The 12,566-nt window shown below is 67.7% G+C and carries 11 protein-coding genes; 7 read left to right on the plus strand and 4 right to left on the minus strand.

The window, feature by feature from the left end:
* Positions 1-2,791: translocation/assembly module TamB domain-containing protein (locus tag B3T77_RS03465; protein WP_292077248.1), on the plus strand; the 2,791-nt coding region annotated here is incomplete at its 5' end.
* Between the two features lie 21 nt (positions 2,792-2,812).
* On the opposite strand, the gene arsC is transcribed toward B3T77_RS03465, so the two are convergent.
* Together arsC and B3T77_RS03475 are read right to left on the minus strand one after the other, a co-directional pair.
* The gene (arsC, locus tag B3T77_RS03470) at positions 2,813-3,154 is read right to left on the minus strand and encodes an arsenate reductase (glutaredoxin) (protein WP_292077250.1); all 342 of its coding nucleotides are present in this window, start codon (positions 3,152-3,154) and stop codon (positions 2,813-2,815) included.
* Positions 3,154-3,696 carry a hypothetical protein gene (locus B3T77_RS03475; RefSeq protein ID WP_292077252.1) on the minus strand — a complete coding sequence of 181 codons (543 nt, stop codon included), beginning with the start codon at positions 3,694-3,696 and terminating at the stop codon, positions 3,154-3,156. Before B3T77_RS03475 ends, arsC begins: the two co-directional genes overlap by 1 nt.
* 96 nt (positions 3,697-3,792) lie before the next feature.
* Here B3T77_RS03475 and B3T77_RS03480 point away from each other — a divergent pair, with 96 nt between their 5' ends.
* From B3T77_RS03480 to B3T77_RS03500, 5 genes are read left to right on the plus strand one after another with little or no spacing between them, the layout of a single operon-like run.
* Entirely contained in the window at positions 3,793-5,043 is a 1,251-nt protein-coding gene (locus B3T77_RS03480) for a hydrolase (protein WP_292077254.1), read from the plus strand.
* Between the two features lies 1 nt (position 5,044).
* Entirely contained in the window at positions 5,045-6,052 is a 1,008-nt protein-coding gene (locus B3T77_RS03485) for an arginine N-succinyltransferase (protein WP_292077257.1), read from the plus strand.
* On the plus strand, positions 6,049-7,464 hold the full coding sequence (gene astD, locus B3T77_RS03490) for a succinylglutamate-semialdehyde dehydrogenase (protein WP_292077259.1): 1,416 nt from the start codon (positions 6,049-6,051) through the stop codon (positions 7,462-7,464). The genes B3T77_RS03485 and astD overlap by 4 nt, the downstream gene beginning before the upstream one ends.
* Positions 7,461-8,798, plus strand: coding sequence for an N-succinylarginine dihydrolase (astB, locus tag B3T77_RS03495; RefSeq protein ID WP_292077260.1), 1,338 nt, complete (start codon positions 7,461-7,463; stop codon positions 8,796-8,798). Before astD ends, astB begins: the two co-directional genes overlap by 4 nt.
* A 7-nt stretch (positions 8,799-8,805) precedes the next feature.
* A complete protein-coding gene (locus B3T77_RS03500) occupies positions 8,806-10,092 on the plus strand; it encodes an MFS transporter (protein ID WP_292077263.1) in 1,287 nt (428 codons plus the stop codon).
* A 6-nt stretch (positions 10,093-10,098) separates the two neighbouring features.
* Here B3T77_RS03500 and phhA read toward each other — a convergent pair whose 3' ends face one another.
* Together phhA and hspQ are read right to left on the minus strand one after the other, a co-directional pair.
* Positions 10,099-10,974 (minus strand): phenylalanine 4-monooxygenase, encoded by an 876-nt coding sequence (phhA, locus tag B3T77_RS03505; protein ID WP_292077266.1) that lies wholly within the window; start codon positions 10,972-10,974, stop codon positions 10,099-10,101.
* A gap of 55 nt (positions 10,975-11,029) precedes the next feature.
* Positions 11,030-11,338, minus strand: coding sequence for a heat shock protein HspQ (hspQ, locus tag B3T77_RS03510; RefSeq protein ID WP_292077268.1), 309 nt, complete (start codon positions 11,336-11,338; stop codon positions 11,030-11,032).
* A gap of 145 nt (positions 11,339-11,483) precedes the next feature.
* Between hspQ and B3T77_RS03515 the strand changes: the two genes are divergently transcribed.
* Positions 11,484-12,566: Ppx/GppA phosphatase family protein (locus tag B3T77_RS03515; protein WP_292077271.1), on the plus strand; the 1,083-nt coding region annotated here is incomplete at its 3' end.

Genomic DNA, 12,566 nt, shown 5'->3' on the forward strand with positions numbered 1-12,566 from the left:
CTCGCGCAATCTGCTGGGCGGGATGAACTTCCGCGGCGAGGCGCAGTTGACCGACGCCAGGCGCGTGCTGCCCGACGCGCGCGGCGCCTTCGGCGGTCCGATCCGGGCCTCGTCGGCGCGGGCAGGCGCGCCGTGGGTGCTGAACTTCGACGGACGGGGCCGCAATCTGACTGTGGGTCTGGACGAACTGGATCGCCTGCTCGGCAAGACGCCGCGCCTGCAACTGGCCGGCAAGCTGAACGGCGGACGCATCGAGGTCGAGCGCGGTGAACTGACCGGCGCGGCCGGTCGCGCGGGGGCCAAGGGCATTATCGAAACCGCTGGTAAGCTGAGGCTGGCGCTGGACTGGAACGCGCGCGGCCCGTTCGCGGCCGGGCCGGTCGAGATCGGCGGCGAAATGAACGGACGCGGCGCCGTGACCGGCACACTGGCCCAGCCGCGCGTCGATCTGACCGCCGGCTTCCAGCAGGTCACGGCCGGCGCCCTGACGCTGAACAACGCCGATCTGACGCTGAGCTTCCGCAAGGGCGCGGATGCGTCGGACGGCCGGATTTCGGTAGTCAGCGGGTCGAACTATGGTCCGGCGCGCGCCTCGGGCAACTTCTTCCTGGGCGGCAAGCGCATTCGGCTCAGCGATCTGGACGTGGACGCCGGCGGCGTGACGGCCCGGGGCGCCATCGCCCTGTCCGACAGCATTCCCTCCAGCGCGGACCTGACCTTCTCGGCGCGGGCCGGGGCCTTCCTTGCTTCGGGCGAAGCCAACGGACGGGTGCGGCTGACCGACGGCGGCGGATCGGACAGCGCCATTCTGGACGTCAGCGGTCGCAACGTCCGGCTGGCGGGTCAGAACTGGATCATTCGCAATCTGGATCTGGACGGACGCGGCACGTTGAACAACCTGCCCTTCACCTTGGCGCTGGACGTGGGCGGCCCCAACCCGGCCCAGTTCAACGGCACGGGCGTCTATTCGCGTCAGAACACGACGCACGGTCTGACGCTGCGCGGCGGCGGTCGGGTGCGCGAGGTGGCGTTTACGACCCGCAGTCCCGCCTCGATCACCCTGAACGGCGCCACGCGTACGGCGCATCTGGATCTGGGCGTGGGCGGCGGCGTGCTGCTGGCCGACCTGCGCCAGGATGCACGGGGCGCCGCAATCCAGGCCGATCTGACGCGGGTCGATCTGGGCTCCATCTCGCCCGAACTGCGCGGCAGCGTGACCGGTCAGGTCGCGCTGCGCGGCGCCGGCAGCGATCTGTCGGGCACGGCCAATATCGCGCTCCAGAACGTGCGCAGCATTGATGCGCCGCGCGGCCTGGCCGTCGACGGACGCGTTGACGCAACACTGGCGGGCGACCGGCTGAGCATCAAGGCGACGGCGGTCGACGAAGGCGCGGTTCAGGCGTCCGCCGATGTCGTCCTGCCGGTCGAGGCCTCGGCCGCGCCGCTGCGGCTGGCCATCGCCCGGACGCGCGAAATGTCGGGCCGGGTGTCGATCAACGGTCAGATCCAGCCGATCTGGGACCTGTTCCTGGGCGGCGACCGCAGCCTGGCGGGTCAGGTGGCGGGTCAGGCGACGATCGGCGGGACGCTGAACGCACCGCGTCTGAACGGCCGGTTCGATCTGAGCCAAGGCTCCTATCGCGAGAATGCGGTCGGTCTGGTGCTCACCGACCTGACGCTGCGGACCCGGTTCGACGACACAGCCGCCCAGATCGAAACCTTCACGGCCAATGACGGCAAGGGCGGCACAGTGTCCGGCCAGGGCCGCATCGGTCTGCGCCAAGGCTCCGGATCGAACGCACAACTGATGCTGAACCGCTTCCGGGTCATCGACAACGATATCGCCGAGGCGCGCGCCTCGGGCCCGATCACGATCGTTCGCGGCGCCGACGGCAATATCCAGCTGGGCGGCCGCATCGACATCGACGAGGCCAAGATCGAACCGGAACTGCCCGGCGCGACCGGCATCGTCTCGATGGATGTGGTCGAGATCAATCGTCCCGGCGGCGATCCGGAGGAGACCGAGCAGAAAGCGCGCGGCCCGCAGATCGGGATGGACATCGTCCTGCGATCCAGCGGCGGCAAGGTGCGGGTCAACGGTCGCGGCCTGAACGTGATCCTGGACGTCAACGCCCGGGTGCGTGGCACGATCGCCCAGCCGCAACTGACCGGCACGGCCAATGTGGTGCGCGGCGATTATGAGTTTGCGGGCAAGCGGTTCGTGTTCGACGACACCGGTCGCGTCACCCTGTCGACCGATCCCAAGCAGATCCGTCTGAACCTGGCGGCGACGCGCGAGGACGCGGCCCTTACCGCCTCGATCAACGTCACCGGAACGGCCGCCGAACCCAAGATCGCCCTGACCTCCACCCCGTCCCTGCCCCAGGACGAAATCCTGTCGCAGGTGCTGTTCGGACGGTCGGCGTCGCAGCTGTCAGCCTTCGAGGCGGCGCAGTTGGCGGCCGGGGTCGCGGCCCTGGCGGGCGGCGGCGGGTTCGACGTGATCGGCAACCTGCGCGAACTGGCGGGGCTGGATCGGCTGTCCTTCGGCGGCGACGCGTCAGCGGTCACGGTTGCGGGCGGTCGCTACATCACCGACGATGTCTATCTGGAGGTCATCGGCGGCGGTCAGAATGGCGCGGCGGTCAAGGTCGAATGGCAGCCTCGGCGCAACGTCGCCATCGCCTCGCAGTTCGGCGGCCAGGGCCAGACCAGCCTGTCGATCCGCTGGCGTCACGAAAGCCGCGAGGCGGGCGACCGTCGTCCGAACCGGGGCGGCCGGAACCGCTAGGCCGCCCCGTCGGATCGGTCGCTAGAGAACCTCCAGCACCCGCTCCACGGGGCGGCCAATGACGGCGCTCTTGTCGGTCTCGACGATCGGACGTTCGATCAGGATCGGCTGAGCGATCGCTGCAGCCAATATGGCTTCGTCATCTGCGCCGGCGTCCAGCAGAGCCTTGGCGTCGGCCTCCTTCCTGCGGAGCAGACCAGACAAGCCGAGGCCGGTTCTGGACGCCAATCGCTCCAGCGTCTCGCGGTCCCATCCGGTCTGCAGATATTCGACGACCGTCGGCTCGACGCCTTGCTCGCGCAGCAGGGCGAGGGCGTTGCGCGACGTGCTGCATTTCGGGTTGTGGTAGAGGACGACCGACATCACGCCTCCTGCTTCAGACGATGCAGCAGCATGGCGCCCTGCAGCGACGCGACATAGATCACGCCCGACACGATCATGGCCGGCCAGGTCGTCAGGTTGATCCACAGCGGAAGGTCCGGCGATGGCAGGGTCCCCAGCAGCCGCATCCCCAGATTGGCCACTACGCTGTAGGCGATCAGCGCCAGCATGATGATCGGGATGGCGCGCGTCATCATGCGCCACTGAACCACCGCCACGACGCCATAGAACAGGACGGAGAAGATCGCGCCCGAGGCGATGGCGAAGGGCCACATGACCTTCATCATCTCCTTCTGCATGGCCAATTGATCGGCCGACAGACCCATCTTGGCGTACTCCGCGCTCATCGCCGTCTCGAACCAGCCCGAGGTGAACATCCACCAGGTCGGGATCAGGCCGACGATCAGGGCGATGACCAGGCCGATCACCATCGAGCGCGCGGAACGCTGGGCCTCGGCCATGCCGCGCGGCAGCTTCAGCGGGTTCATGGCGCGGAGCCAGAGGTCGATCTTGTTGCGTTGCATTGGGGCCCTCGTTTCGAGCGGAACCTAGCGGTGATCGGCGATGACTTACAGGCCCCGACCTTCACCTTTGGGGTCGAGGCGTCTAGGGTCCGGCCGATGCGGATTCTGACCTCGGACCAGGCCGTCCTCGACCACGTCGCCGCGCGACGCGAGACGATCATCGGCCGCACCATCGACTGGGCGAACATCAACTCCGGCAGCCGCAACGCCGCCGGACTGAATGCTGTGCTGGATGTCCTGGAAGCGGCGGCGAGCGCCCTGCCCGCCAGTGTCGAACGCCTCCCGACACAAGGTTCGACCACCGTCGCCGACGACGGGTCGGTGCGGACCGAGGCCCATGCCGACGCGCTAAAGATTACCGCCCGGCCGGATGCGCCGATCCAGGTCGTGCTGACTGGCCACTATGACACCGTCTTCCCCGCCGACAGCCGATTCCAGACCGTGACTACGCGCGCCGACGGCGCCCTGAACGGGCCGGGCGTCGCCGACATGAAGGGCGGGATCAGCGTGCTTCTGGCCGCGCTGGAGGCGTTCGAGACCCATCCTGACAGACACGGCGTCGGGTGGACAGTGCTGCTGAGCCCCGACGAAGAAATCGGCTCGCCGGCGTCCGCTCCGCTGCTGGCCGAACTGGGTGCGCGCGGCCATGTCGGCCTGACCTATGAGCCGGCGCTGGCGGACGGCACACTGGCCGGCGCGCGGAAGGGCAGCGGCAACTATCATCTGATCGTGACGGGTCGCGCCGCTCACGCCGGCCGCGCCTTCGATGAAGGCCGCAATGCGGTAGCCGGCGCCGCCATCATCGCCGCCGCCCTGCACGGACTGAACGGTCAGCACGAGGGCGTCACCGTCAACGTCGCCAAGATCTCCGGCGGGGGCGCGTTGAACGTCGTCGCCGACAACGCCGTGGTGCGGTTCAACGTCCGGGTGCCGGACAAGGCCGCCTCCGACTGGATCGACGCGTCCGTACGGGCCATCGCCGCGACACCGCCGTTCGAGGGCCTGACGCTGGATTTGCACGGCGGCTTCACCCGTGCGCCCAAACCGATGGACGCCGCCCAGACCGCCCTGTTCGAAGCGGTGAAGGAAGCGGGCGCCCTGCTGGGCCAGCCCATCGCCTGGAAACCGTCGGGCGGGGTGTGCGAGGGCAACAATCTGCACGCCGCCGGCCTGCCCAATATCGACACCCTTGGCGTTCGCGGGGGCGACATCCATTCAGATCAGGAGTTTGCCTGGCCCGACAGCTTCGTCGAGCGCGCCCAGCTCAGCGCCCTGATCCTGTGCAAGATCGCATCGGGTGAAATCGATGCGGCCAAACTGAAATCCCTGCGGATGGAAACCCTGTAGAATGCTTGTCGTCCGTCCCGCCGGCCCCGCCGACCTCGATCATCTGCTGGAACTGGCCATCCTGTCCGGCCCCGGCTTCACCAGCCTGCCTGAAGATCCCGACGCCCTGGCTGATCGGCTGGAGCTGAGCCAGGCGAGCTTCGAAGGTCGCGCGCCCTGGCAAGAGGCCTGGTACACCCTGATGCTGGAAGACGGCGACACGGGGGACATCGACGGTGTCGGCTCGGTCAAGGCGACGGTGGGGCTGAAGCGACCCTTCTTCTCGTTCCGCGTCGTCAACAACACCGTCCAGTCGCCCTCGCTGGGGGTGAAGCTGGATCATCAGACCCTGGTTCTGGTCAATGAATGCACGGGCTGGACCGAGGTTGGGTCGCTGTTCCTGAAGGCGGATCGGAGAAAGGGCGGCGCGGGTCGTCTGCTCAGCCAGTCGCGATACATGCTGATCGGCGCCCAGCCCGAGCTGTTTGCCGACAACGTGTTGGCGGAGTTGCGCGGCGTCTTCACGCCCGACGGCGCCTGCCCGTTCTGGGACCATGTGGCGCACAAGTTCTTCCCGATGGAGTTCGACCACGCCGACCGTATGACCGGCTCGACGGACAAGCAGTTCATCCTGGACCTGGCGCCGCGCCACCCGATCTATATTGAGTTGCTGCCCGAGCCGGCCCGCGCGGTGATCGGCAAGGTCCATCCGCAAGGCGTGCCGGCCATGGCGCTGCTGGAAAGCGAGGGCTTCCGGCCCAATGGTCTGGTCGACATCTTCGACGCCGGTCCGACCGTCGCTTGCGGCCGCGACAACATCCGGACCGTGCGCGACGCCCGGCGCCTGATGGTCCAGATCGTCGAGGGCGTTGAGGCCGAACTGCCGGCCCTGATCTCGACCGACAGCGTCGCCGCCTTCCGCGCCGTTCGCGCCAAGGCCGACATCGATGGCGACGCCGTTCGCCTGACCGCCGAAACCGCCGCCGCGCTCAAGGTGCGCAGCGGAGACACTGTGCGAGTAAAATCATGACCCGTTTCACCTCCACCGATCCCGCCACTGAAGCGACCAACTGGGAGGGCGAGGCCGCCAGCCCGGCTCAGGTTCACGCCGCCGTCGACGCCGCCCGCACCGCCTTCCCCGCCTGGGCCGATGCTCCGCGCGCCAACCGGATCGACGCCGTCAAACGCTATCAGGCCGTCCTGAAAGATTGCGCGCCCCAGATCGCCGAGGCCATCGCGCGCGAGACCGGCAAGCCGCTGTGGGAAACCAAGACCGAGGCCGCCGCCATGATCGGCAAGGTGGACATCTCGATCCGCGCCTATGATGAGCGCACCGGCGAACGGACCAGCGATACGGCGTTCGGCCGCGCGACCCTGCGGCACCGTCCACATGGCGTGGCGGCGGTGCTTGGCCCGTTCAACTTCCCCGGCCATCTGCCGAACGGCCATATCGTCCCCGCCCTGCTGGCGGGCGACACGGTCGTCTTCAAGCCGTCGGAAGAAACGCCCCTGGTCGGTCAGGTGATGGCCGAAGCCTTCGCCGCCGCCGATCTGCCCACCGGCGTGGTCAATGTGGTCCAGGGGGGGCGCGAGACCGGGGCGGCCCTGCTGGACGCCGGTATCGACGCCCTGATGTTCACCGGCTCGGGCGCGGCGGGCGCGCATTTCCGCAGAAAATTCGCCGACGATCCGCATGTCATCCTGGCGCTGGAACTGGGCGGCAATAACCCACTGGTCGTGTGGGACGCAGCGGATGCAGAGGCCGTCGCGGGCATCGCGGTTCAATCCGCCTTCATCACCACCGGCCAGCGTTGCTCGTGCGCGCGTCGCCTGATCGTGCCGGAAGGACCGCAAGGCGATGCGATCATCGAAGCCATCGCCGCCCTGTCCGACCGGCTGATCTTCGGCCCATGGGATAGCGATCCCGAACCCTATGCCGGCCCGTTGATCTCGGCGCGCGCGGCCGAGGCGGCGCTGAAGGCGTTGCAGGAACGGATCGACAGCGGGGCCAAGGTCATCCGCGCGTCGGGGCCGGTCGCCAATCTGCCCGGCGCCTTCGTCAAGCCGGCCATTATCGATGTGACGGGGGTCGACGTGCCGGACGAAGAAATGTTCGCCCCCTTCCTGTCGGTGACGCGCGTCGCCTCTTTCGAGGCGGCGATCCAGGCGGCGAACGCCACCCGCTACGGCCTGTCCGCCGGTCTGGTCAGCGATGATCCGAAGAACTGGGACCACTTCATCCGCCGCATCCGCGCCGGCGTGGTCAACTTCAACCGGCCGACCACCGGCGCCGCCGGCGACATGCCCTTCGGCGGCCTGGGAGCCAGCGGCAACCACCGGCCCAGCGCCTATTACGCAGCCGACTATTGCGCCTATCCGGTCGCCAGTTTCGAGGCCGACGCCGTCGCCAACATCGAAGGCGAGATCAAGGGATTGCGATGATCAGCGCTGTCGAGGCCAACGCCGATGGTCTGATCGGGCCGACCCATTCCTACGCCGGTTTGTCGCCCGGCAATCTGGCCTCCAGCCTGAATAAGGGCGAGGCGTCCAACCCGCGCGCAGCCGTGCTTCAGGGCCTCGACAAAATGAAGACCCTGGCGGACCTGGGCCTGCCCCAGTTCGTCCTGCCGCCGCATGAGCGACCGAACATTCCCTTCCTACGGACCCTGGGCTTCGCCGGCTCGGACGCCCAGGCCTTGGAGCGGGCTTGGCGAAGCGCGCCTTCGTTCGCCGCCGCCGCCTGTTCGGCCTCGCCCATGTGGGCCGCCAACGCCGCGACCGTGACGCCCAGCGCCGACGCCGCTGACGGCCGGGTGCATTTCACGCCGGCCAATCTGCACACCAATCTGCACCGCAGCCTGGAGCACCGGCAAACGAAGCGCGCGCTGGACGCCCTGTTTCCCGACGCCAGCCGGTTCGCCGTCCATGACGCCCTGCCCGCGGTCGCGCACCTGGCCGACGAAGGCGCCGCAAACCACGTACGCCTGTGCGCCGAACATGGCGGCCGCGGCGTCAATCTGCTGGTCTGGGGTCGCGAGGCGTTCGAGCCGTGGGACGGCCCCTTCCCCGCCCGTCAGACGCGCGAAGCGTCGGAAGCCATCGTCCGACGGCACGAAGCCGGCCGGCCGGTCCTGGCTCAGCAATCCCGCGCTGCCATCGCGGGCGGCACCTTCCACAACGATGTGGTCTGCGTCGGGGCTATGGACACCCTGTTCTTCCACGAGTTGGCGTTCGAGGACACGGCCGCAACCCAGGCCGCCATCCGCCGCGCGGCCGATGGTCTGTTCGAGCCGATCTTCGTCGAGGTCTCATCCGCCGACCTGCCGCTGGCCGATGCGATCTCGAGCTATCTGTTCAACTCCATGCTGATCCAGGTTCCGGGCGAGGATCGCCTGACCCTGATCTGCCCGACCGAGACCCGCGACAACCCGCGCAGCCATGCGGTGGCGCAGGCGCTGGCCGCTTCTAACGGTTCGATCGGCCGGGTGCAGTACGTCGACGTGCGCCAGTCGATGCGCAACGGCGGCGGACCGGCCTGCCTGCGCCTGCGCGTCGTGCTGACCGAGGCCGAGCTGGCGGCGACGAACCCGGCCATGCGCCTGACGGACGATCTGCATGCGCGTCTGTCGGATTGGGCCGGGCGCTGGTACCGCGACGAACTTCGCCCCGCCGATCTGGCCGACCCTGACCTGCTCACGGAAAGCCGCAGCGCGCTGGACGAACTGACGACGATCCTGAACCTCGGAACCGACTTCTACCCCTTCCAGAGAGGCTGATCCGGCCATGACGACCGCAGCGCCCATGAGCCCCGCCCGCCGATTGAGAAATATCGTCGGCGGATCGGCCGGCAATCTGGTGGAATGGTTCGACTGGTACGCCTATGCGGCCTTCACCCTGTATTTCGCGCCCGTCTTCTTCCCCAGCGAAGACCCGACGGCGCAACTGCTGAGCGCCGCCGCCGTGTTTGCGGTGGGCTTCTTGATGCGGCCCATCGGGGCATGGATCATGGGGGTCTATGCCGACCGCAAAGGTCGCAAGGCGGGGTTGACCCTCTCGGTGACCCTGATGTGCACGGGCTCTCTAATCATCGGCGTGACGCCCGGCTATGCCACCATCGGCCTGGCGGCCCCGGCGCTGCTGCTGTTCGCGCGGCTGTTGCAGGGCCTCAGCGTCGGCGGAGAATACGGATCCAGCGCCACCTATCTGTCCGAAATGGCCGAGCCGCATCGCCGGGGCTTCTGGTCCAGCTTCCAGTACGTCACCCTGATCTCGGGCCAGTTGATCGCCCTGCTGCTGTTGATCGTGCTGCAAAATACGTTGAGCGAGACGGCGCTGGCGTCGTGGGGCTGGCGCATTCCGTTCTTCGTCGGCGCGGGCCTAGCGGTCGTCGTCTTCTGGCTGCGTCGCCGGCTGGACGAGACCCATAAGGCGACCGAGGCCAAGGACGCCCCGAAATCCAGCGCCGTTCAGTTGATCCTGAAACACCCGAAAGAGGCGTTGATGGTGCTGGGCCTGACCGCCGGCGGCACCTTGGCCTTCTACACCTACACCACCTACCTTCAGAAGTTCCTGGTCAATACGAGCGGGTTTTCCAAGAGCACGGCGACAGAAATCAGCGCGGCGGCCCTGTTCGTCTTCATGCTGCTTCAGCCGGCGGTCGGCGCGCTTTCGGACAGGGTGGGACGCCGTCCCGTGATGATCGCTTTCGGCGTGCTGGGGGTGTTGTGCACCGTGCCGATCATGACGACCCTATCGACGGTCGAGAGCCCTTTCGTCGCCTTCCTCTTGGCGCTGGCCGGCCTGGTCATCGTGTCGGGCTACACCGCGATCAACGCCGTGGTGAAGGCCGAGCTGTTCCCCGCCCACATCCGCGCCCTCGGCGTCGCTCTGCCCTACGCCATCGCCAATGCGGTTTTCGGAGGCACGGCGGAATATGTAGCGCTGTGGCTGAAAGGCGCGGGCGTCGAGAGCGTCTTCTTCTGGTACGTGACCGGCATGATCGGACTGTCGCTGCTGACCTTCATCCGTATGCGCGACACCAAGCACAACAGCCTGATCACGCACACCTAACGCCGATCAGGCCGCGAACCGCCCGCCGCGCTGGGCGTAGGCCTGGGTGCCGCGGGTGAAGACCTGGTCGGTCGGCAGGACGGTTTCGATGGGCAGGTCGTCCTTGCCTTTCAGCGCCGCATAGACCGGCCCGAAGTCCTTGAGCGTCTCGTCCTTTAGGGCTTCCAGGCTGTCGATGACGAAATAGACCTGCTGGAAATCGTCGATGCGGTAGAGGGTCCGCATCACCCGCTCCAGGTCGAACCCCAGGCGGTTGGGCGAAGAGTCATCCAGCGCAAAGACGCTCTCGGTCGCCGAAGAAACGATGCCGGCGCCGTAGATGCGAAGGCCGTCCGCCTCCTTCATCAGACCAAACTCGACCGTGTACCAGTACAGGCGCGCCAGGTTCGGCAGCATGCCCAGGCTGGCCGCCCGCTGCCCGCCCTTGCCATAGGCCTCCATATAGGCGGCGAAATCGGGGTCGGTCAGCATCGGCACGTGGCCGAAGACGTCGTGGAAGATGTCGGGTTCCTGCAGGTAATCCAGCTGGTCCGGCTTGCGGATGAACTGGCCCGAGACGAAGCGGCGATTGGCCAGATGATCGAAGAAGACCTCGTCCGGCACCAGGCCAGGCACACAGACGACCGTCCAGCCCGTCAGGGCCTGGAGCTTGGGATTGATCACGTCGAAGTCGGGGATGCCGCCGGCGTTCAGGTCCAGTGCGTCCAGTCCCCGCATGAAGGCGTCGCAGGCGCGACCGGGCAGGATCTTCATCTGCCGGGCGTAAAGCGTGTCCCAGGTCTGGTGCTCGACCTCGGTATAGGCGGCCCAGTTCTGGGGAATGGTCCAGTCGGCGGCCGCACCCTCGGGCGGCTTTTCGAAGACGTGTTCGAAGTCGGACATGGCGTATTCCTCTTTTGCCGCCATCCTAGCCCGGAGCCGCCATGGCTTCCAACCGTCAGTGCAGACGTTCGTCCAGTGGAGCGTGGTGGCCCATGCCGTCGGTGGTGAACCACCGCTCGGCGTCATCGGGCAGCAGGACGGAATCGCCGTCTTCGAGAGCGCCCTCGGCGGCGTAGGCGACAAAGCCGCCATCCTCTCCCAAGGCGAAGACCCGGTAGAAGGGCTGGTCCGGTCTGACCAAGCCGCTTTCACCGGCCGGTCCCTCATAGGCGTGATCGACATCCATCACGACGCCACGAAAGGCGTCGTCGCGGTGGCGAACGATCTGGCCGATGGCGAAACGTGCGGTCTGAATGTGGGTCATCGCACTTCATACGATTCAGCGCATGACCCCAATGCCTGCCGGTCTGTTCATCTTCCTGACAGAATGGCTTGGCGCGGACGATCTTGGCGGGTTAGGCTGATCAGGACGGGCGCCGCTTTGGACCGCCCACAACGGATGACGGCCCATGCCGGAGACCCACGGCGCGCCTCGACGGCGCGACGAGCGGTCCCAGCCTTCCCGTTCGCGGGATGCGTCGGGTCGAGATGCGCCGCTGTATGGCGCGCTCGATCTGGGGACCAACAATTGCCGGCTGCTGATCGCGCGGCCGTCACGCGAAGGCTTTCGCGTGGTCGACAGCTTCAGCCGCATCGTGCGGCTGGGCGAAGGGCTGTCGCGGACGGGCCTTTTGGACCCGCGCGCCATGGACCGGGCCTATGACGCCCTGGCCCTGTGCGCCGAACGGATCGTGCGCAAGGGCGTCGATTCGGCGCGATTGAGCGCCGTCGCCACCCAGGCCTGCCGCGCGGCCGAGAACGGCGCCGACTTCATAGACCGGGTGCGCAAGGGCACGGGTCTGCGTTTGCGGATCATCGATCCCGCCGAAGAGGCGCGACTGGCGGTCGAGGGATGCCTGAATCTGATCGACCCCAAGGCCGAGGCTGTGCTGGTCATCGATGTCGGCGGCGGCTCGACCGAGATGTCGTGGCTGAAACGCAGCGGAACCGACTGGACGACCACCGCCTGGATGTCGGCGCCGGTGGGGGTTGTGACCCTGGCCGAGCGGCATCCCGAGCCGCCGCACTCCGGCGAGGCCTGGTACGAGGCCATGGTCGCCGACATGGGGGCGGCCATTGCAGCGGGCGAGATCGTCGATGAACCGATGCTCGAGCTGTTCCGGCAGAACCGGGCGCATTTGGTCGGCACATCGGGCGCAATCACCAGCCTGGCGGGCATCCACCTGAATCTGCCGCGCTACAATCGCGACCGGGTCGATGGCTTGTGGATGACGCGCGCCGACTGCGAGGCGGCGGCGGATCGCCTGAAGGCGCTGGGGCCCGATGGGAGAGCGCGCGAGGCCTGCATCGGTCCCGATCGGGCGGATCTCGTTTTGGCGGGCGCCGCCATCCTGGAGGCGGTGCAGCGCGCCTGGCCGTCGGAACGCGTGCGGGTCGCGGACCGGGGCCTGCGCGAAGGCCTGCTGCTGCAACGGATGCGCGAAGACAAGAAACCGCCGAGGGGACGGCGTCGGCGACGCGGTCGGGGAGAT

Source organism: Brevundimonas sp. UBA7838, from assembly GCF_002500885.1.
Taxonomy (GTDB): Bacteria; Pseudomonadota; Alphaproteobacteria; order Caulobacterales; family Caulobacteraceae; genus Brevundimonas; species Brevundimonas vesicularis_C.